Origin of the sequence: Corticimicrobacter sp. (assembly GCF_040137905.1) — a bacterium.
Taxonomy (GTDB): Bacteria; Pseudomonadota; Gammaproteobacteria; order Burkholderiales; family Burkholderiaceae_B; genus Corticimicrobacter.
The window spans coordinates 1-21,796 of the sequence record NZ_JBEFDG010000023.1; the positions used below are offsets into that span (position 1 = coordinate 1).

Consider the following 21,796-nt stretch of genomic DNA (forward strand, 5'->3'; position numbering starts at 1 on the left):
ACTACGCCGTGCTGCGCTACGTCAACGAACAGGCCGAGGCCCGCAACATGGGGCAGTCCGTCGAACTGGTGCCCTGGGGCGGCGACCAGGACCACGACCCCAAGGATCTGTTCCGCTTCACCCGCAGCGTGCGCAGCCGACAGCGACTGCGCCGCGCTGCATGACCGGCCTTCCGAACACCTGACCCCATGCCGCCTGTCTGGCGGCCTTTTTGATGCCCACATGAACACATCGACTCATACGCGTTCCATACAGGCGCCATCGGCCGTGGTGATGATCCGTCCACATGCCTTCACACCCAATCCGGAAACCGCAGCGGACAACACATTCCAGAGCAGCGCCGCACAGCGGGCAGCACAGGCCGTGGCCCGCGCCGCCTGGGAGGAAGTCACCGTGGCGGCACAACGCCTGCAGGCCGAAGGCATCCGCGTTCACCTGTTCGAGGACACCGGCGAAAACGACACGCCCGACTCCGTCTTCCCGAACAACTGGTTTTCCACCCATCCGGGCGGGCATATCGCCATTTACCCCATGTACTCGCCAAGCCGCCGTCGCGAACGGCGCGCCGACATCATCGAGATGCTCAAGCGCGAATACCGTGTCCAGGATGTGATCGATTATTCAGGTCTGGAGGCCGACGGGCTGTTCCTTGAAGGCACGGGTGCCATGGTCTTCGACCATCTGGCCCGCGTGGCCTATACGGCCCGCTCCAACCGGGCCGACCCGATCACGCTGGAGCGTTTCAGCACCCACTTCAATTTCGAACCGATGGCGTTCGATACGGCCGACGAGGCCGGTCGCCCCATTTACCACACCAACGTCCTGATGTGCGTGGCGACCGAGTTCGCCCTGGTGGGTTTCGACACGTTCACCGACCCGGCCAGGGCTGGAGAGGTGCGTGACCGGCTGACCGAGTCGGGTCGCGATGTGATTGCGCTCGACAACGCGCAGATCAAGGAGTTCGCCGGCAATGCCATTGAGCTGTCGGGCCGCGATGGACGCGTGCTGGCCCTGTCGCAGCGTGCCTACGACAGCCTCACGCCGGATCAGTTTCGGCGCATCGAGCGGTCGGCACGCCTCTTGCCGCTGGATGTCTCCACCATCGAAATGGCGGGGGGATCGGTCCGCTGCATGATCGCCGGCATCCATCTGTCGACAAGGCACCTGGGCCCCCAGGTCTGAGCCCCCGAGCGGCCCGTCCCCGCCAGGGCGGGCACAGTCCAGATGTGTACAATGGTATCAGGCCAGTCGCAATGCCTGCGGTCTCTGCCCGCCGACATTGCAACCGGCAGGCTGCCCCGCGCCTCAATGGTGCCTGGGCTTCGTTTTCAGCCCTGGGATATGCCACATGACGGATTATCCTCTGCCGCACCCGACCGCATCAGGAAAGCTGGCACCGGTTCTGCTGGCCCTGCTCCTGGCAGGCTGCACGCCACTGGTGCCCGATACGCCCCAACCGCCATTGCCGGTACCGAACACCTGGCCCGCAGACACCGGCCAGGCAGCCATGACAGCCGCTGCCGGACAGGGAACAGCCCTGCCGGCCTGGCAGGATTACTTCACCGATCCTACCCTGCGGCAACTGATCGATATTGCACTCGAGAGCAACCGTGACCTGCGCATAGCCGTGTTGCGCATCGAAGAGGCGCGTGCCGCCTACGGTATCCAGCGCGCCGACCTCTATCCCGGCATTTCGGTCGGAGGACAGGGAGGTCGCGCCCGTACGCCAGGCGACCTGAACCCGAGCGGCCAGTCGGTCGTGGGGGGCAACTACGAAGCCTATGTCGGCCTGAACAGCTGGGAAATCGATCTGTGGGGCCGGGTGCGCAGCCTGCGCGATGCCGCCCTGGCCGAATACCTCGCCACCGAGGCCACCCAGCGCGCCGTGCAGTTGAGCCTGATCACCGAGGTTGCCCACGCCTGGCTGGGATTGCGCGATCTCGATGAACGCGCCGCACTGGCGCGCGAGACTGCAGCCAGCCGCGAACAGTCCTACCGTATTTTCAAGCGCCGCAACGATGTCGGGGCTGCCTCCGCCCTCGATCTGACCCAGGTCGAGACCCTGCTGATCCAGGCCCGCGCCCTGAGTGCCGAGCTGGAGCAGGCCCGCGCCGCCCAGGCACACGCGCTGACATTGCTGCTGGGCGCGCAGGCCGATCCGGCCCTGACCGCGCCGGTACGCTGGGACGATGCACTGGCATTCCCGCCGATCCGTGCCGGCCTGCCGGCCGACCTGCTGCTGCGACGTCCCGACATCATGGCCGCCGAGCAGCGCCTGTCAGTTGCGCAAGCCAATATCGGCGCAGCACGCGCGGCTTTCCTGCCACGCATCTCGCTGACCGGCAACTGGGGCACCGCCAGCGCAGAACTCGATGGCCTCTTCGATGCTGGCAGTCGGGCCTGGTCGTTCCTGCCGACGATTTCGCTGCCAATCTTCGACGGCGGCCGCCTGCGGGCCAATCTCGATCTGGCCGAAGTCCGCAGCGATATTGCCGTCGCCCAATACGAGAAGACCATTCAGACCGCGTTCAGGGAAGTGGCCGATGCCCTGTCGGCCCATCAGTGGCTGGCAGAACGCCTGGCCATCCAGCGCGAGGCCCTGGAAGTCCAGACCCGGCGCGCGCATCTGGCGCAGTTGCGCTATGACCGCGGAGCAGCATCCTATCTTGAAGTGCTGGACGCCCAGCGTGATCTGCTGACTGCCCAGCAGCAATTGGCACAGGTCCGCAGCAGCCTGCTCGACAGCCATGTCACACTCTACGCCGCACTCGGCGGCGATGCCGCCACTGCACAGTCGGCCAGCGTCACCCCTGGCACCACCCCGACCTCCACCGCTACGCCCTGAGATCCTGCCATGGCCATTTCCGCCTCCCAGAAAAAGAACCTCATCATCGGCGCTGCCATCGTCGCGGTGGCGCTGGCCGCCGTACTTGGCTGGCAATACCTGGCCGACGACGGCCCCGGCTCCGGCTTCGTGAGCGGCAACGGCCGCATCGAGGCGACCGAGATCGACATTGCCACCAAGCTGCCCGGACGGGTCGCGGACATCACGGTCAACGAGGGGGATTTCGTGCAGGCGGGCCAGACACTGGCGCAGATGCAGATCGACACCCTGCAGGCACAGCGCAACGAGGCCGTGGCCGGCCAGCAGGAAGCCCTGCAATCCGTGGCCGCCGCCCAGGCCCAGATTGCCCTGCGTGAAAGCGACGTCGCGGCAGCGCAGGCCGTAGTCGCGCAGCGTCAGGCCGAACACGAAGCCGCCCGCCGCCGCCTGGCGCGATCCGAGACGCTGGCCGTGGAGGGTGCCGCCTCGCAACAGGAACTGGATGATGACCGCGCCCGAGTGCGTGGAGCCGAAGCGGCCCTGACTGCGGCACGCGCCCAGGTCGTTGCCGCCCAGGCCGCCGTCGAAGCGGCGCGCGCCCAGTTGACTGGCACACAGGCACGGGTCGAGGCCGCCCGGGCGACCGTGGCCCGCATCGATGCCGACCTGTCCGACAGCACACTCACGGCACCCCGCGATGGCCGCGTGCAATTCCGTGTGGCCCAGCCCGGCGAAGTGCTGGGTGCGGGTGGCAAATTGCTGAACATGGTTGACCTGTCCGACGTCTACATGACGTTCTTCCTGCCCGAAACGGCAGCCGGCAGGGTTGCGCTGGGTGCCGACGTACGCCTGGTGCTGGACGCCGCGCCGCACCTGGTCATTCCGGCAAAAATTTCATTCGTCTCCAGTACCGCGCAGTTCACACCCAAAACGGTAGAAACTGCCAGCGAACGGCAGAAGCTGATGTTCCGCGTCAAGGCACAGATCGATCCCGACCTGCTGCGTCGCCACCTGGCCCAGGTCAAGACTGGCCTGCCCGGCGTCGCCTGGCTCAAGCTGGATGCCGATGCCCAGTGGCCCGACTCACTGGCCGTACGGGTGCCGGAGTAAGGCATGAGCGCCGCCCCCGACCGCTGCGTGGCCCGGCTGCAGGGCGTCAGCCTGCGCTACGGTGACACGCTGGCGCTCGACCAACTTGATCTCGATATCCCGGCAGGCGGAATGACCGGCATCATCGGTCCGGACGGCGTAGGCAAGTCCAGCCTGCTGTCACTGGTGGCCGGTGCCCGTGCCATACAGTCCGGCTCGGTGCATGCACTGGACGGCGACATGGCCGACCGGGCCCATCGCGAAGCGGTCTGCCCGCGCATCGCCTACATGCCGCAGGGCCTGGGCAGGAACCTCTATCCCACGCTATCGGTGGAAGAAAACCTGCGCTTTTTCGCACGCCTGTTCGGTCACGATGCTGCCGAGCAGACACGCCGCATCGAGGACCTGACCCGCGCCACCGGCCTGCATCCTTTTCTGGACAGGCCAGCCGGCAAATTGTCGGGCGGCATGAAGCAAAAGCTCGGCCTGTGCTGCGCACTGATCCACGACCCGGATCTGCTGATCCTCGATGAACCGACCACTGGCGTCGATCCGCTGGCACGGGCCCAGTTCTGGGACCTGATCGCCCGCATCCGGAGCCAGCGCCCGGTCATGAGCGTGATCGTGGCGACTGCCTATATGGACGAGGCGCAGCGTTTCGACTGGCTGGTCGCCATGGACGAAGGGCGGGTGCTGGCGACCGGCACGCCCGCCGAGCTGCTGGCACGAACCGACAGTCAGTCGCTAGAGGCCGCGTTCATCCGTCTGCTGCCCGAAAGCAAGACCCGCGATTACCGACCCGTCGAAATTCCCCCGCTGGCGGCTGATGACGAAGATATCGCCATCGAGGCCCAGGACCTGACCATGCGGTTCGGCAAGTTCGTGGCCGTGGATCACGTCAGCTTCCGTATCCGGCGCGGCGAGATTTTCGGTTTCCTGGGGTCCAACGGCTGCGGCAAGTCCACCACCATGAAAATGCTGACTGGCCTGCTGCCCGCCAGCGAAGGCCGCGCCTGGCTGTTCGGGCACGAGGTCGACCCGCACGATCTCGATACGCGTCGTCGCGTCGGCTACATGTCGCAGGCGTTCTCGCTGTACGGCGAACTGACGGTGCTGCAGAATCTGGTCCTGCATGCCCGGCTGTTCCACGTTGCCGAGGCCGATATCGAGGCGCGCGTCGAAGACATGATCCGCCGCTTCGACCTGGACGAGGTACGCCACAGCCTGCCGGAAAGCCTGCCACTGGGCATGCGCCAGCGCCTGTCGCTGGCCGTGGCCATGGTGCACCGCCCCGAACTGCTGATCCTGGACGAACCGACTTCGGGTGTCGACCCGGTGGCACGCGACAACTTCTGGCGACTGCTTGTCGAACTGTCGCGCCGTGACAAGGTCACGATCTTCATTTCCACCCACTTCATGAACGAGGCAGCGCGCTGCGACCGCATGTCGATGATGCACGCCGGCAAGGTGCTCGACAGCGACACGCCGGCGCGGCTGGTGGAGAAACGCGGTGCGGCCTCCCTGGAAGAGGCCTTCATCGGCTATCTGCTCGAAGCCAGCGGTGAAAGCCTAGACGACACAGAGAACACACCCAACAGCCAGCCTGCACTGACAACCGCTGCGCAGGCCGTACCCACGGCGCAACCGGCTGCCGATGGCCTCACTTCGCCAGCCTGCACCACGTCCGCAGCGCCGGACCTCACACCCGAGGCTACGCACCGGCCGCCCCGCTTCAGCCTGCAACGCCTGCTGGCCTACAGCTGGCGCGAAGCGCTGGAACTGCGGCGTGACCCGGTCCGCGCCACACTGGCGCTGGCCGGCTCCATCATCCTGATGTTCGTGATCGGCTTTGGCATCACCCTGGATGTGGAAGACCTCAGCTATGCCGTGCTCGATCGCGACCAGACTACGCTCAGCCAGAACTACACGCTGAACATCTCCGGCTCCCGCTACTTCGTCGAGCACCCCCCGATCCGCGACTACGACGACCTGGACCGGCGCATGCGCAGCGGCGAACTGACACTGGCCATAGAGATCCCGCCCGGCTTCGCGCGCGACATCAAGCGCGGCGAGTCGGTACAGGTTGGTGCCTGGGTCGATGGTGCCATGCCGCAACGGGCCGAGACCGTCAAAGGCTATGTACAGGGCATGCACCGGTTGTGGCTGGCCGACCAGGCCCGCCAGTCCGGCATTCCCGTCACCACGCTCGCCTCCATCGAAACACGCTACCGCTACAACCCGGACGTGCGCAGCCTGCCGGCCATGGTGCCCGCCGTGATCCCGATGCTGCTGCTCATGCTGCCGGCCATGCTGGCCGCGCTCGGTGTCGTGCGCGAAAAGGAACTGGGCTCCATCGTCAACCTGTACGTCACGCCGGTCACGCGCACCGAATTCCTGCTGGGCAAGCAACTGCCCTACCTGGCACTGGCCATGGTCAATTTCTTCTCGATGAGCCTGCTGGCCGTGACAGTCTTCGGCGTGCCCATCAAGGGCAGCTTCGCCACGCTGACGCTGGCGGCCCTGGTCTTTTGCATCTGCACGACCGGCATGGGCCTGCTGGCATCGGCCATCACCCGCAGCCAGGTGGCTGCCGTATTCATCGCCATGATCGGCACCATCATCCCGGCCACCCAGTTCGCCGGCCTGATCGACCCGGTGCCCTCGCTATCAGGCGCTGGCCGCCTGATCGGCGAAATCTACCCCGCCACCCACATGTTCACCATCAGCCGGGGCGTATTCAGCAAGGCACTCGGGCTGGGCGACCTGATGCCGACCTTCTGGCCCCTGCTCATATCGATCCCCGTCATCATGGGTCTGGCCGTGCTGTTCCTGAAAAAACAGGATGCCTGACATGCTGCGCCACCTGAAAAACATCCACCGGCTGGGCGTCAAGGAACTCTGGAGCCTGTGGCGTGATCCGGCCATGTTGCTGCTGATCCTCTACCTGTTCACGGTCTCCGTCTATTCGGCTGCCACTGCGCTGCCGGAGTCGCTGCACCATGCGCCCATCGCCATCGTCGACGAGGATCATTCCGCACTGTCGTCGCGCATTGCCGCCGCTTTCTATCCGCCCCAGTTCAATCCACCTGCCATGCTGCAGCCTGGAGAGGCCGACGCCGCACTCGATGCCGGGCGCTACACCTTTGTGCTGAACATCCCGCCCAATTTCCAGCGCGATATCCTGGCTGGCCGGACTGCCGAGATCCAGCTCAATGTCGATGCCACGCGCATGAGCCAGGCCTTTACCGGTAACGGCTACATACAGGAAATCGTACAAGGCGAGATCGCCGGATTCATCCAGCGCTACCGGGGTACCGCCACACCGCCCGTCGATCTGGCGCTGCGCGCGCGCTTCAATCCCAACCTGGAAAAAGCCTGGTTCGGCAGCGTCATGCAGATCATCAATGCCGTGACCATGCTGGCCATTATCCTCACCGGTGCCGCCCTGATCCGCGAACGCGAACACGGCACGGTGGAGCACCTGCTGGTCATGCCGGTCACGCCCACCGAAATCATGCTGGCCAAGATCTGGTCGATGGGACTGGTGGTACTGCTGGCGACGGCCCTTTCGCTCTTTCTGGTGGTACGCGGCCTGCTGCAGGTGCCCATAGAGGGCTCGCCGCTGCTGTTCCTGGCGGGCGCGGCCCTGTCGCTGTTTGCCACCACCTCGATGGGCATCTACCTGGCCACCCTGGCGCGCAGCATGCCCCAGTTCGCACTGCTGATGGTGCTGACGCTGCTGCCGCTGCAGATGCTCTCGGGCGGCAGCACTCCCCGCGAAAGCATGCCGCAACTGGTACAGGACATCATGCTGCTGGCCCCCACCACCCACTTTGTCAGCCTGGGCCAGGCCATCCTGTACCGGGGTGCCGGCCTGTCCGTGGTCTGGCCGCAATTCCTGGCACTGGCGGTGATCGGGGCAGTACTGTTCAGCCTGTCGCTGCGACGCTTTCGCCGCACGATCAGCCAGATGGCCTGACTGCAGGCCAACCGGCACAGGTTCAAAATACAGTCTCTCATGGCAATCGGATATGGCTCATCCATAGACGCTTTTTCTTACCCAAGAGATACGATGTGCGATAACAAAGCTTGAAATTCATTAGGACTTTCCCTAATCAGCCAGGCATCCCATACGTCCATAAATCCGCCAAAAAATCTTGGCGGAATCCCACCACAGAACAAATAACACATTGAATAAAAATACATTTCTATTCAATGAAATCAAAAAAATCGCCTGCTCTGCTGCGTCTCGATACGGCACTGTCAATGTTTCCTCATTCCATGACACATTGAAGTCGTACAACTTATACGATAACGTATGTATAAATCGCATTTCCTGGAAATGATCACCGACCGTGCGACCCGCCATCCCATCACCATCCTCACTGGCCGGCCGAACACCACTTTGAACTGATGCATGCAGACCATGAGCCGCTCCCCTTCCCATCCGCCGCGCGCACCACTCGCGCGGGCCAGACGCTATTACTTCCTGACGCTCAAGTACATTGTGGTGCTCGGCATGCTCACCATCACGGCACTGATTTTCACCAATGTCGTCCTGCGCTACGGGTTCAATTCGAGCCTGTTTTTTACCGAGGAAGTCTCGCGCCTGATGTTTGTCTGGCTGGTATTCATGGGCGCGCTGCTGGTCCTGCATGAGCGCGCTCACATCCACGTCGACATGCTGACCAGCCGACTGCCTTTTGGCTGGCAAAAAATCCTGCGCCTGCTGTCCCACCTGATCATGCTGGGCATCACCCTGTTGCTGCTGACAGGCAGTTGGTCGCAAATGCTCATCAACAGGGGCGTGGGGGCCCCTGCCACTGGCATCCCCATGACTCTGTTCTACGGTGCCGGCGTGACTTTCTCCATTCTGAGTGCACTGGTCATCCTCCACGATCTGATCGAATACGCCCGCCAATCTGCTCCGGCCGCAACACACCACGCCGGACAGGATATCTCCGCGCCCTAAAGCAGCACCCCACCCATCATGACACTCGCACTCTTTGTCTGCACGTTGATCGCCGGCATCGCCATCGGCATGCCTATCGCCTACGCCCTGCTGGCCTGCGGTGTTGCCCTGATGTGGCAAATCGGCCTGTTCGACGGCCAGATCCTGGCCCAGAACATCCTGAGCGCCGCAAGCAACTTTCCCTTGCTGGCCATTCCGCTGTTCATCATCGCCGGGGAAATCATGAACAATGGCGGCCTGTCGCGCCGCATCATTGCACTGGCCGTCGCCATGGTCGGACACCTGCGCGGAGGCCTGGGCTACGTCACCATTTTTGCCGGCGTACTGCTGTCCAGCCTGTCAGGGTCGGCGCTGGCCGACGCCGCCTCACTGACCGCACTGCTGCTGCCCATGATGGTCATGGCAGGCTATGACAAGAACCGGTCGGGCGGCTTGATTGCCTCCGTCTCCATTCTGGGCTCGATCATCCCGCCCAGCATCGGCTTCGTGGTGCTGGGCGTGGCCTCCGGCCTGTCGATTACCAAGCTGTTCCTGGCCGGCATTGCCCCCGGACTCATTCTGGCGGTGGCGCTGAGTATTGCGTGGTGGCTGCTCTCGCGCAACAGTACCGCCGAGCTCGCCCCACGCGCCTCGGCCAAAATACGGCTCAAGGCGCTCGGCGAAAGCTTCTGGGCCATGATGCTGCCGGTCATCATTGTCGTTGGCCTGCGCTTCGGCATCGTCACACCGACCGAGGCAGGAGCGGTCGCCGCCGTATATGCCCTGTTCGTCTCGATCGTCATCTACCGCGAACTCAGTCTGTACAGTCTGGTCGGGCTGCTGTTGCAGGCCGGCAAGACCACAGCCGCCGTGATGTTCCTGGTGGCAGCCGCAGCCGTACCCGCCTGGCTCATTACCCTGGCCGACATTCCCGGCCAGATCATCGACCTGATCGAACCCATCATGGATCAGCCCAAGCTGCTGGTCGTCGTGCTGATGGTGCTCATCACCCTGATCTCCATGGTCATGGACCTGACCCCGACCGTACTGCTGCTGGCCCCCATTCTGATTCCGGTGGTCGAGGCGGCCGGCATCGACCCTGTCTACTTCGCAGTCCTGTTCATGATCAATTGCTCGATCGGCCTGATCACGCCGCCGGTCGGCACGGTACTGAACGTGGTGTGTGGCATCGGCAAGCTAAAGCTCGAACATTTGCTGCAGGGCGTGGCCCCCTTCCTGATCGCAGAGTTGCTGGTGCTGGCCCTGCTGGTTGCCTTTCCCGACCTCATCATGGTGCCGGCTGCCTGGCTATCTCGCTGACAGACGGTATTTGACCCTCACTTTCCCACCCAACGGACCGCAACATGCACAAAATACTCATCGCCCTGGCTGCCGCCACCTGCTTCTGCGCCACTGCGGCGGCAGCGGAGTACCGCTCCCACACGATCAAGTTTGCCGTCACCACGCCCAAGGGCACACCGCCGGTACAAGGCATGGAACTGTTCGCCGAGAAAGTGGCCGAGCGCAGCGGTGGCAAGATCAAGGTCCGACTCTTTCCCAATGGTGTGTTGGGCGGCGACGCTCAGGTACTGTCCTCGCTGCAGGGTGGTGTGGTCGAAATGATGATGTGGAGTGCCGGCAACCTGGTCACCCAGGTACCCGACTTCGGCCTGCTGGATCTGCCTTTCCTGTATACCGATCCCCAAAAGGTCGATGTGCTCCTCGACGGTGAGGTCGGTGATCGCCTGATCGCACAACTCCCCCAGCGTCAGTTGGTCGGCCTGGCCTTCTGGGAACTGGGCATGCGCCATCTGACCAACAACGTACGCCCCGTCGGCAGCCCCGAAGACGCCTCCGGTATCAAGATCCGCCTGCAGGAGTCTCCGGTCAGTGTCGATACCTGGCGGGCCCTGGGCGCGAACCCGACACCGCTGCCGTTTACCGAGGTGCATACCGCACTCGAAACCGGCACGGTGGATGGACAGGAAAATCCGGCCACTGTCATCCTGTCGGCCAAATTCAATGAAGTGCAAAAGTATCTTTCACTCACCCGCCACTCCTACAACGCACACATGGTGCTGGTCGGCAAACCGTTCTGGGACAGGTTGAACACCGACGAGCAGCAACTGCTCAAGGATGTCGCCATGGAAATTCGCCTTGAGCAACGCAGGCTGTCCCGCGAGAACGATGCCAAGGTCATCGCCGAACTGGAGCAGGCCGGCATGCAAGTCAACCATCTGGATGAAGAGGCACTGAGCCGCTTCCGCGAGCAGTTGCGCCCCGTCATTCTCGAGCACGCCAACAAAATCAACCCCGAACTGACGCAGAAAGCTTTCGAGATCGTCGGCTTCGATGCACAGGACTGATGCCATGAGCCATTCCCTTCCCGCACCCTTCAAAGTTTCCGTGGCCCAGGTGCAGCCCGTTCCCCACGACCTGCCTGCCACGCTGCGCATCGTCGTTTCAGCCGCGCGAAAAGCCGCAGCCGAAGGGTCACGGCTGATCGCCTTCCCTGAAATGTACCTGACGCCAGATGCATACGAGACGCTTGAAACATTGCGCGAAGCCGCACTGGTTGTCGAGCGTGGCGATCTCGATCCGCTGCTGCAGGTCAGCGCCGAAACCGGTATCCATATCGTGGTCGGATTCTTCGAGCGCGACGGCGACCGGACCTATAACACGGCGGCACTGATTGGCCCGCAGGGCCTCATCGGCCTGCACCACAAGCGCCATTTGCCACTGATGCCGGGAGACTGCTTCGTCGACATTCCGGAAGATATATCCGTGCCGATATTCGATACCGACATAGGCCGCATCGGCCTGGCCATCTGCTACGAAATCCGCTTCCCGGAAGTCGCGCGCACCCTGGCGCTGGAAGGGGCGGACATCATCGTGCTGCCGGCCGCCTGGCCAGAACAGGCCCGCATTCTGCCCGATCTGTTCAGTACCGTGCGAGCCAACGAAAACCTGGTGTACTTCATGGCCCCCAACCGCAACGACGCGACATGCGGCATGCCTTTCATCGGCAACAGCCACATTATCGATCCACTGGGCAGCACCCTGGTCCGAGCCGGGGCCGAAGACGGTGTATTCACGGTCGAAATCGATATCACCCGCGCACGCAACAAATCCCTGATCCGGGAACCGGGCGTGTTCGAAGTCCACCCGTTTCGTGACCGCCTGCCCGCCACCTACCGACTCTGATCCCTCATTTTTCCCAGGAAGCCCTATGTCCGCACCCTCTCTTCTCACGCTCAAGGACAAGCTGCGCCATGAGCAGTTGATCACGTACGGCATGAATATCTACAGTGGTTCCTGCATGCCTGTGGAAACCGCCGGCCATCACGGTCTGGACTTTGTTTTCATCGACACCGAGCATACCGCGCTGGGCGTCGATGGACAGCTCGAAAAGATGCTTCTAGCCGCCCGCGTGGCAGGCGTCGATGCACTGGTGCGCGTCAGCGGCACCATCGAAGCAGAAATTCGTACCTCGCTGGAGCTGGGTGCGACAGGTGTCATCATTCCCCAGGTACACAACGCCGAACAGATGCGCGCCATTATCCGCATGAGCAAATTCCCCGGCATGGGTCGTCGCGGCGGTGACAGTTCGGTGCGCTCGGCCCGTTTTGCCGCCGCCGGCTTCGACTGGCAGGCCTACACCGAATCGGAAAACGCACGCACAGTGATTGTTCCCATGGCCGAGAGCCATGAGTTCTTCGATGATATCGATGCCATCCTGGACGTACCCGGCATTGATGCCGTGCACTTCGGCCCGGCCGACTATTCGCTGTCGCGCAATTTGCCGGTGGACTACCGCATGCGCCATCCCGAAGTCCGCGCACGCCTGGAAGAACTGCTGGAAAAATGCCATGCTCGCAGCATCAAGGTCATGGTGCCCTGCGCCCCTGCCGATCTGGAGCAGGCACGGGAGTTGGTGGCGCTGGGTTGCGACATGCTGATCATGGGCAGTGACCTGTACTGGCTCAACCAGGCGGCCCAGCATGCTGCGCAGGTCCGCGCCACACTGGCCCAATCATGACCCGGTCACGCCAGGCAGTCGCTCAGGCCAGGTAGCGATTGGGGCGATGGTTCATCGCAATGATCAGGTTCAACATGAAAGCCCCCACGATGGAAATCGCCACCAGCGGCAGCGACACCACGAACAGCGAGGCTGCCAGGATCGCGAAGTCCAGCCCCATCTGCACCTTGCCGGCCCGGATGCCATGGCGCTCTTGCAGATAAAGCGCCAGAATGTTGAACCCCCCCAGGCTGGCGCGATGCCGGAACAGCACCAGCAGACCCAATCCCATCGCAATGCTGCCAATCGCAGTGGCATACAGGGGTTCGATACGGGCGATCTCGATAAAGTGCGGATGCAGCTCGGTGAACAGCGACACCAGGCCGATGGCGCAAATGGTCTTTACCGTAAAGGCCGGCCCCATGCGCCGCAGTGCCAGCACGAAAAACGGCGCGTTCAGCAGGAAGAACGCCGTGCCGAAACGCACATCCCAAGCATAGTGCAGCAAAAAGGCCAGCCCGGCCGTACCGCCGGTCAGCGTGCCGGCCTGGCGCAGCAGCATCACACCGAACGAGATCACGAAAGCGCCGGTCAGGATGGCCAGCGCATCCTCGACCAGGGTATGCGGGGCCTTTGTGTCGGAGATGACCGGTTGCGCCATGGCGTGGCCGTCAGGGCAGCATGAGCGGATTGACGCCGCTGCGCGCCAGCCCCTTGGCATCCATTTCGGCATCCAGTGCCAACGTGGCCAGGTCATCGGCCACGGGGTCGAGGGCGCGATCGGCCTGCAGGTAGAACCCCTTCAGGTAACTGTCGCAATCGCTGCAGCTTTCGGCGCGAACGGGTGCCTGGGCATCTTCCAGGCACCAGTAGTCAAGCGCGCCGGTGCCATCGCAATTGGTGCATTTGGTCCTGACGACATGCCATTGGCTTTCACACAGGCTGCATTGCAGATAGCGCAATCCAGCCCGGCTGCCGTCGAGGATCACGCTGCCGACCGGGGCATGCCCGCAGACCGGGCACAGATGGCGATGTTCCCCCAGTTCGGCCACCCCGGCACCGGGCAAGCTGCTGGCCAATTGCCGCCAGTAGACCGACAGCGCGCCCCACAGCAACTGGGCCGCACCGGCCTCGGGAAGTACGGATCCGGGTTCTTCGCCGCGCAACCCGGCCAGCAGCGCATCGGCCCAGGCGTCACGCTGCGCGCCATCGGCCGTACGCAGGCTCTCCAGCGCCTGACGTACCGGCGCGGACTGCATGGAGGGCAACGGTGCCACTTTATCCAGCAGGCTGTCCAGTTGCGCCTGCCAATGCGCAGAGCGCTGCCAGTGCCCGCTGTGCAACGGTGCGTAGGACTGGCCGCGCACCTGGTCGGCCAGGATCATGACCTCGGTTTCAGGCAACGGTGCCGCCTGGGAAACAGCCTGCTGAGCATCGGCAAGGTCAGCTGCCCATGACAGATAGTCAACCATCGGATGCCCTTCGGCCAGCGTACGCAGTCGCGCGGCGCGACGACCGTAGGGCGCGCCGGCCTGCGGCAGCAGAACCGGCTCGATCTGATCGACGCCGGGCGTGCGCTCGGACTCGGGCACGATGCGAATGCTCATCGCGCACTCTCCGGCTGTTGCTGTGCGGCCTCCGCCTGCGCCGGCTTGGCAGACGAAATTTCCTGGTACCAGCGATCATGGTGCGCACGCGCCCACTTGCGGGTGACATAGCCGGTCACCATGCCACGGATCGAGCCCTTGACCCAGAAAGCGAGGTAAACGTGGCCGATGATCAGCAGCATCAGGCTTACGCCGGCAAAAGAATGCAGGAACATCGCAATGCGCAGCAACGGGATTGGCACCAGATGGGCAAAATAGGCACGCCAGATCATCAGGCCCGTCACCAGCAGCAGCGTGATCAGGGCCATGATGCCCCAGAACAGAAATTTCTGGCCGGCATTGTATTTGCCGATGCGCAGCTTCGTACTGTGATCGCCCGCCATCACCGACTTGACGTTACGCACCCAGATCAGATCTTCCTTGACGAACAGGTTGTATTTCACGAAGCGCACGAACAGATAGACCAGCGCCACGAACACCACCACCCCGAAGAACGGATGCAGCAGGCGCGCCATCTGCGGCGTACCGAACACGCCGTTGAGCCAGTTCAGGCTGGGAAACACCCACGACAGACCGGACAGCGATACCAGCGCAAAGCACACCACCATGGCCCAGTGACACATCCGGTCTGGCAGCGGTGTGCGCAGGATCATCTGCTTCTTGTTCATGGTTTGTCTCCCTTTTGCTGATCTTCGTGATCTTCTTCGTTTTCGTCCACTTCATTGGGGCCGGCGCTCATGTAGTGCGCTGCCGCACCGGCCAGGGCCGTGACGAAGCCCAGCGCCGCCAGCGGCTTGAACCAGCCTTTCCAACCCTCGACCACGCCACTGATATGCGGGTCCTTGGGCAGGCCATGATACAGCTCGGGCTGGTCGGCGTGCTGCAATACATACATCACATGCGTACCGCCCACGCCCTGGGGATCATAGATGCCGGCGTTTTCCAGGCCGCGTGTCTTCATTTCCTCGACGCGGCCGGCAGCCTTGTGCAGCATGTCTTCCTTGGTGCCGAACGAAATCGCACCGGTCGGGCAGGTCTTGACGCAGGAAGGCTCCTGGCCCACCTGCACGCGGTCGGAACACAGCGTGCACTTGTAGGCCTTGTTGTCTTCCTTGCTGATGCGCGGCACATCGAACGGACAGCCGGCCACGCAGTAGCCACAGCCGATACAGTGCTCGGACTGGAAGTCCACGATGCCATTGGCATATTGCACGATGGCACCGGGCTGGGGACAGGACTTCAGGCAACCTGGATCCTCGCAGTGCATGCAGCCGTCCTTGCGGATCAGCCACTCCAGCTTGCCCTGCTCGTTGACGTGCTCGGCAAAGCGCATCAGCGTCCAGGTCTTGGGCGACAGGTCGGCCGGGTTGTCGTACACGCCGGCGTTGTGACCCACCTCGTCACGCAGATCGTTCCACTCGTTGCAGGCCACCTGACAGGCCTTGCAGCCGATGCAGATGCTGACGTCGATCAGCTTGGCCACCTCGGCCTTGTGATCCCGCACACGCGGGGCGGGCGTCAGGCTGTTGGTGGCCGAACGCCGGGTAATGTCCTGGGATTGCATAGTCATGGTGCGTATCTCTCTCAGGCCTTCTCGATGTTGACCAGGAACGACTTGTATTCAGGCGTCTGCGAATTGGCGTCACCCACGGCTGGGGGCAGCGTATTGGCCAGGAAGCCCTTGCGTGTCGATCCCTTGAAACCCCAGTGCACGGGAATGCCCACGCTGTCGACCTGCTGGCCGGCAATCGTGAGCGTGCGCATGCGTTTGGTCACCACCGCCTTGCCCTTGATGTAGCCGCGCTCGGTGCTGACCCTGACGACATCGCCGTGGACGATACCCTTGCGGGCGGCCAGTTCCTCGCCAAGCTCGATGAACTGCTCGGGCTGCACCAGCGCATTCAGGAGTGAATGCTTGGTCCAGTGACGGAACAGTTCGGTGATCGAATAAGTCGTCGCAACGTAGGGGAAATTCTGCCGGTGGCCCATGCGCTCACGGTCTGACGCAAACACGCGCGCCGTCGGATTGATGGTGACGGCCGGGTGCAGCGGATTGCTCTCGATGGGAGACTCCAGCGGCTCGTAATGCTCGGGGAACGGCCCGTCCACCATCGCACCCAGGCTGAACAGGCGGCCCACCCCTTCGGGCAGCATGATGAAAGGCCGCGCAGGCGTGCCGGGCGCGGCACCTGCCGCGAAATCGGGTACATCCACGCCGGTCCAGCGCCCTTCCTTCCACCAGAGAATCTGGCGACGTGGGTCCCAGGGCACCCCATTGATATCGGCCGATGCGCGGTTGTACAGGATACGCCGGTTCTGCGGCCAGGCCCAGGCCCAACCCGGCGTATTGCCCAGACCGGTATCGGTATTGTCGCGGCGTGCCATCTGGTTGCCCTGCTCGGTCCACGAGCCGGCAAAGACCCAGCAGAAGCTGGACGTGCTGCCGTCGTCGGTCAACTGGCTGAAATCATCCAGCAACTGCCCCTTGCGGCGCACCACGTTGCCTTGCGCATCCTTGATATCAGCCAGCGCATAGCCATTGGCGCGCCGGGCGACCTCTTCGGGCGCGGGATCGTAGTTGTCGGTGAAGTCCCAGTTCATGTTCAGGATGGGTTCGGGATTGGCCCCCCCTTCCTTTTCGTACAGCTCGCGGATCTTCATGAACAGATGGCCCAGGATCTTGCCATCGTGCCAGGCATCGTGCGGAGGTGCCTGGCCGGCCCAGTGCCACTGCAGCCAGCGGCCGGAGTTGACGATGGAACCGTTTTCCTCGGCAAAGCAGGAGGACGGCAGGCGGAACACCTCGGTCTGGATCTGCGTCGGATCCACATCGTGCTCTTCGCCATGGTTCTGCCAGAAACTGGCCGTTTCGGTCGCCAGCGGATCGATGGTGACCATGAACTTCAGCTTCGACAGCGCGGCCTGCGTCTTGTTCTTGTCAGGCACGGCCGCCAGCGGGTTGAAGCCCTGCACGATGTAGCCGTTGACCTTGCCTTCATTCATCATCTCGATATAGGCCATCAGGTCATAGCTGCGATCCGACTTGGGCAACCAGTCGAAGCCCCAATCATTTTCAGCCGTTGCCTTGTCGCCCCACATATCCTTCATCAGGCTGACAAAGAATTTCGGCGTGTTCTTCCAGTAATTGACCTGACCATCCTGCATGGCCTGGGGGGTCGTCTCGCGCAGGTACTGCTGCAGCGAGGTCTGCTGATCGGTCGGCAGATTCATGTAGCCGGGCAGGCGCAGCGACAGCAGGCCCAGATCGGTATAGCCCTGGATGTTGGAGTGTCCGCGCAGGGCGTTCACCCCCCCTCCGGACATACCGATATTGCCCAGCAGCAACTGGATCATGGCGGCACCGCGGATCATCTGCGCACCGCTGGTGTGCTGGGTCCAGCCCAGTGCATACAGGAAAGTCGCCGTACGGTCACGCGCCGCCGTAGAGGCCAGAATGCTGCAGATCTCCAGGAAATCTTCCCTGGACGTACCGCAGATCGTTTCGACCGTCTCGGGCGTATAGCGGGAAACATGCTTTTTCAGCAGGTTGATCACGCAGCGCGGATGCTGCATGGTCGGATCGCGCAAGGCATTGCCCTGAACATCCAGCTCATACATCCACGATGTTTTGTCATACCCTTTGCCCATTTCGGTATGACCGCTGAACAGTCCTTCGTCGAACTCGAAATCATCCCGCACGATCAGCGGCGCGCTCGTGTACTCGCGCACATAATCGTGCTGGATCCTGTCGTGCTCGAGCAGGTAGTTCACGACCCCCATCAGGAAGGCGATGTCGGAACCGGCCCGGATGGGCGAATACAGATCCGCCACGGCCGCGCTGCGATTGAAGCGCGGATCGACCACGATCACCTTGGCACCGTTCTTGATCTTGGCGTCGATCACCCACTTGAAGCCCACCGGGTGAGCCTCGGCAGGATTGCCGCCCATGATCATCACGACGTTGGCATTCTTGATATCGACCCAGTGATTGGTCATGGCACCGCGCCCGAACGTGGGTGCCAGCGCAGCCACCGTAGGTCCATGGCACAGCCGCGCCTGGCAGTCCATGCCAAGAATGCCCAGGGCTCGGGAGAAATAGAAATCAAGAACGCCCGTCTCGTTGCTGGCGGCCGACGAACAGAGCATACCGGTAGACAGCCAGCGATTGACCGTCGTACCTGCCTCATTCTTCTCGATGAAGTTTGCGTCGCGGTCATCCTTGACCAGGCGCGCGATGCGCTCGATGGCCTCTTCCCAGCTCATGTCCTGCCACTCGGTGCTGCCGGGAGCACGATATTGCGGGCGCTTCAGGCGCTGCTTGCTGTGTACGTAGTCAAGCAGGCCGGCACCCTTCGGACAGAGTGAGCCGCGGCTGACCGGATGATCCGGATCGCCTTCGATGTGAAAGATGCTTTCCTTGGCATTCCTGGCACCATCGCCCAGACTGTACATCAGCAGGCCACAGCCCACCGAACAGTATGTACAGTTGTTACGCGTCTCCTTGGCGCGCAACAGCTTGTACTGGCGCGGCTGGGTCGCATGCACAACCGAAGGGGCAAACCCCAGGGATGCTGCCGTGGCGCCGGCCACGCCGACACCACACAGCCTGAAGAAACGTCTCCTGCCGTGATTCGTTTTCATCTTCTATATGTCAAACCGCACTCTCACCACTGCAGAGGCGTTGGATTAACAGGCGCAATTGGAAGGATTATCAATCCACCTTCCAGGCGAACAAAAAACAACAGGAAGCCCAAGGGCTTCCTGTGTGGATCGACCGCACGTCGGCGACCGAAAACCCGCTAGTTTATGCTGTGTTCCAAGCAACCACTATAATTATCTTATAGACAGAAGGGTTAATGGATAGTTCCCCTTTCTGTCAGGAAAGCGCTTCCAGGAAACGATCCACAATCAGGCTTTGCCTGCGTCCCTTGCGCGTGGCCACGCCCAGCGTCACGCTGAACTGCATGCGCTCCGGTGCCAGTGCCACCATCTGCCCCTGCCCCACCCAGGCAGCCGCCACATGATCGGGCAGAAAGCCGATGTATTCCCCGGTCAGGATCAGGAAGGCAATGGCCTCGCGATCGGTCGCCGTGGCCGCGCAATCGAGATCGCTGTGCAGGGCTGCCGCCTCCGCGCTCATCCGGTAGCTGGGTGCCACTGCACTGGCCTGACGCAACGTCTTGGCATCGACCGTTTCTGCCTGGGCAAACAGGGGGTGCTGGCAACTGCAGTACAGGAAGGAACGCTCATCGTACAGCGGGGTGTACTCCAGCCCGGACAAAGGGTTGATCAATGGCAGCGCACCCACATGCAGCCGTCCATCCAGCACGCCCCGCTCGATCTCGCCCGGCGTGCTCATGCTGATATTGATGCGCACGCCACCCTGGCTCTGGCGATGAATCTGCGTCAACGCCGTCGTAATGCGCACCTTGGGCAGCGTGACCAGATTGTTCATCAGGCCGATGTTGAGATCTCCCCGCAAGGCCTGGTGCAATTGGTTCACCTCGCTGCGAAAGCCTTCGATTGCCGCCAGCACGGTCTCGCTGGCGCGCAGCACCTCCCGCCCCTGATCGGTCAGTGCGAAACCAGCCCGGCCACGCTGGCACAAACGCATGCCAAGTCTCGTCTCCAGGTCCCCCATGTGCAGGCTGATCGCCGAACGGGTAATCCCGAGCATGCTTTCCGCCGCCGTAAAACTGCCAGCCTCCGCCACAGTCTTGAAGACACGCAGCAGGCGAAGATCGAAATCCGTCATCTGGGCCAGGGTCGCTTTTTTCATACGTGAGTTTTTCAATAACCGACAACAAGAAGATCGATATTCTACTTTCGTTAATGCCAACCCATAATGGCACACACGAACAGCCTCTCTCCCAAGGAACCCGGTCATGCTGCAATCGCTGTCCACGCCTTCTGCCGCCCCGTCACGGGCGGCCAACCAGCCGGCATCTGCCCCCTCGCTCAATCTCGAAGCGCACTGGATGCCCTTCAGCGCCAACCGCAACTTTCACCAGGATCCCCGCCTGATCGTCGGAGCCGAAGGCAACTGGCTGATCGACGACCGTGGCCGCCGTGTGTTCGATGGCCTGTCCGGCCTCTGGACCTGCGGCGCAGGCCACTGTCGCAGCGAGATACAGGAAGCCGTGGCCCACCAGCTCGGTACACTCGACTATTCGCCTGCCTTCCAGTTCGGCCATCCGCTGTCGTTTCAATTGGCCGACCGCATCGCCGCCATGATGCCGGGCACGCTCGACCATGTGTTCTATACCAACTCGGGCTCGGAGTGCACCGACACGGCCATCAAGATGGCCCGCGCCTACTGGCGCCTCAAGGGCCTGCCCGCCAAGACCCGCCTGATCGGCCGCGCCCGCGGCTATCACGGCGTCAACGTGGCGGGCACCAGCCTGGGCGGCATCGGTGGCAACCGCAAGATGTTCGGTGCCCTGATGGACGTGGACCATCTGCCGCATACCCTGCAGGCGGACTGCACCTTTACCCGCGGCCAGGCCGCGACCGGCGGCGTGGCGCTGGCCGATGAACTGCTCAAGCTGATCGAACTGCACGATGCCTCCAACATCGCCGCCGTCATCGTCGAACCGATGTCCGGCTCGGCCGGTGTAATCGTGCCGCCACAAGGCTATCTGCAGCGCCTGCGCGAGATCTGCAATACACATGGCATCCTGCTGATCTTCGACGAAGTCATCACCGGCTTCGGCAGGCTGGGCAAGGCCAGTGCCGCCGAATGGTCCGGCGTAACGCCGGACATCATGAACGTGGCCAAGCAGGTCACCAACGGCGCGATTCCGATGGGCGCGGTGATCGCTTCCCGCGAAATCTACCGGACCTTCATGACTCAGGACACCCCCGACTACATGGTCGAGTTCGGCCACGGCTACACCTACTCTGCCCACCCCGTGGCCTGCGCGGCCGGCCTGGCGACCCTGGACCTGCTGCAGCGCGATCACCTGATCGAGCGTTCCGCCGCCCTGGCACCACATTTCGAGCAGACGCTGCACGGGCTGCGCAGTGCCTCGCAGCACATCGTCGATATCCGCAACTGCGGCCTGGCCGGTGCCATCCAGCTTGCACCTCGCGACGGCAACGCTGCCATCCGGCCCTTCGAGGCAGGCCTGGCGCTGTGGGAAAAAGGCTTTTATGTCCGTTTCGGCGGCGATACGCTGCAGTTTGGACCGACCTTCACCAGCACACCCGTCGAACTGGATCGGCTCTTCGACGCCGTAGGCGAGGTACTGACCCGACTCGACTGAGCCGATACGGCCTTTTCACTCTCGATCAGGACAGCACGCCGG

At 62.8% G+C, this 21,796-nt stretch carries 17 protein-coding genes; 11 read left to right on the plus strand and 6 right to left on the minus strand.

The window, feature by feature from the left end:
- Nucleotides 1–222 precede the first annotated feature (222 nt).
- The 10 genes from ctlX to ABN482_RS03310 all read left to right on the plus strand — a co-directional run bounded on the left by ctlX (nucleotide 223) and on the right by ABN482_RS03310 (nucleotide 12,903).
- Nucleotides 223–1,182 carry a citrulline utilization hydrolase CtlX gene (gene ctlX / locus ABN482_RS03265; protein WP_349502644.1) on the plus strand — a complete coding sequence of 320 codons (960 nt, stop codon included), beginning with the start codon at nucleotides 223–225 and terminating at the stop codon, nucleotides 1,180–1,182.
- Nucleotides 1,183–1,348: 166 nt separating this feature from the next.
- Complete coding sequence (locus ABN482_RS03270) at nucleotides 1,349–2,845, plus strand: efflux transporter outer membrane subunit (RefSeq protein WP_349502645.1); 1,497 nt, start codon at nucleotides 1,349–1,351, stop codon at nucleotides 2,843–2,845.
- A gap of 9 nt (nucleotides 2,846–2,854) precedes the next feature.
- Nucleotides 2,855–3,934 (plus strand): HlyD family secretion protein, encoded by a 1,080-nt coding sequence (locus ABN482_RS03275; RefSeq protein ID WP_349502646.1) that lies wholly within the window; start codon nucleotides 2,855–2,857, stop codon nucleotides 3,932–3,934.
- A 3-nt stretch (nucleotides 3,935–3,937) separates the two neighbouring features.
- A complete protein-coding gene (rbbA, locus tag ABN482_RS03280) occupies nucleotides 3,938–6,763 on the plus strand; it encodes a ribosome-associated ATPase/putative transporter RbbA (protein ID WP_349502647.1) in 2,826 nt (941 codons plus the stop codon).
- A 1-nt stretch (nucleotide 6,764) separates the two neighbouring features.
- Nucleotides 6,765–7,892 (plus strand): ABC transporter permease, encoded by a 1,128-nt coding sequence (locus tag ABN482_RS03285; RefSeq protein WP_349502648.1) that lies wholly within the window; start codon nucleotides 6,765–6,767, stop codon nucleotides 7,890–7,892.
- 447 nt (nucleotides 7,893–8,339) lie between these two features.
- Nucleotides 8,340–8,885 carry a TRAP transporter small permease gene (locus tag ABN482_RS03290; RefSeq protein WP_349502649.1) on the plus strand — a complete coding sequence of 182 codons (546 nt, stop codon included), beginning with the start codon at nucleotides 8,340–8,342 and terminating at the stop codon, nucleotides 8,883–8,885.
- Nucleotides 8,886–8,903: 18 nt separating this feature from the next.
- Entirely contained in the window at nucleotides 8,904–10,184 is a 1,281-nt protein-coding gene (locus ABN482_RS03295; protein ID WP_349502650.1) for a TRAP transporter large permease subunit, read from the plus strand.
- A gap of 44 nt (nucleotides 10,185–10,228) precedes the next feature.
- Nucleotides 10,229–11,230 carry a TRAP transporter substrate-binding protein gene (locus ABN482_RS03300; RefSeq protein ID WP_349502651.1) on the plus strand — a complete coding sequence of 334 codons (1,002 nt, stop codon included), beginning with the start codon at nucleotides 10,229–10,231 and terminating at the stop codon, nucleotides 11,228–11,230.
- 4 nt (nucleotides 11,231–11,234) lie between these two features.
- Complete coding sequence (locus ABN482_RS03305; RefSeq protein ID WP_349502652.1) at nucleotides 11,235–12,068, plus strand: carbon-nitrogen hydrolase family protein; 834 nt, start codon at nucleotides 11,235–11,237, stop codon at nucleotides 12,066–12,068.
- Between the two features lie 25 nt (nucleotides 12,069–12,093).
- Nucleotides 12,094–12,903 carry an HpcH/HpaI aldolase family protein gene (locus ABN482_RS03310; protein ID WP_349502653.1) on the plus strand — a complete coding sequence of 270 codons (810 nt, stop codon included), beginning with the start codon at nucleotides 12,094–12,096 and terminating at the stop codon, nucleotides 12,901–12,903.
- 22 nt (nucleotides 12,904–12,925) lie between these two features.
- Here ABN482_RS03310 and ABN482_RS03315 read toward each other — a convergent pair whose 3' ends face one another.
- The 6 genes from ABN482_RS03315 to ABN482_RS03340 all read right to left on the minus strand — a co-directional run bounded on the left by ABN482_RS03315 (nucleotide 12,926) and on the right by ABN482_RS03340 (nucleotide 20,268).
- A complete protein-coding gene (locus ABN482_RS03315) occupies nucleotides 12,926–13,543 on the minus strand; it encodes a YitT family protein (RefSeq protein WP_349502654.1) in 618 nt (205 codons plus the stop codon).
- A gap of 10 nt (nucleotides 13,544–13,553) precedes the next feature.
- The gene (gene fdhE / locus ABN482_RS03320; RefSeq protein ID WP_349502655.1) at nucleotides 13,554–14,489 is read right to left on the minus strand and encodes a formate dehydrogenase accessory protein FdhE; all 936 of its coding nucleotides are present in this window, start codon (nucleotides 14,487–14,489) and stop codon (nucleotides 13,554–13,556) included.
- Nucleotides 14,486–15,157, minus strand: coding sequence for a formate dehydrogenase subunit gamma (locus ABN482_RS03325; protein ID WP_349502656.1), 672 nt, complete (start codon nucleotides 15,155–15,157; stop codon nucleotides 14,486–14,488). Before ABN482_RS03325 ends, fdhE begins: the two co-directional genes overlap by 4 nt.
- Nucleotides 15,154–16,059, minus strand: a complete 906-nt coding sequence (gene fdxH, locus ABN482_RS03330) for a formate dehydrogenase subunit beta (protein WP_349502657.1) — start codon at nucleotides 16,057–16,059, stop codon at nucleotides 15,154–15,156. Before fdxH ends, ABN482_RS03325 begins: the two co-directional genes overlap by 4 nt.
- A gap of 14 nt (nucleotides 16,060–16,073) precedes the next feature.
- Complete coding sequence (gene fdnG / locus ABN482_RS03335; protein WP_349502658.1) at nucleotides 16,074–19,130, minus strand: formate dehydrogenase-N subunit alpha; 3,057 nt, start codon at nucleotides 19,128–19,130, stop codon at nucleotides 16,074–16,076.
- Between the two features lie 235 nt (nucleotides 19,131–19,365).
- A complete protein-coding gene (locus tag ABN482_RS03340; RefSeq protein ID WP_349502659.1) occupies nucleotides 19,366–20,268 on the minus strand; it encodes a LysR family transcriptional regulator in 903 nt (300 codons plus the stop codon).
- A gap of 106 nt (nucleotides 20,269–20,374) precedes the next feature.
- Between ABN482_RS03340 and aptA the strand changes: the two genes are divergently transcribed.
- Nucleotides 20,375–21,754, plus strand: a complete 1,380-nt coding sequence (aptA, locus tag ABN482_RS03345; protein WP_502877226.1) for an omega-aminotransferase AptA — start codon at nucleotides 20,375–20,377, stop codon at nucleotides 21,752–21,754.
- Nucleotides 21,755–21,796: the final 42 nt, after the last annotated feature.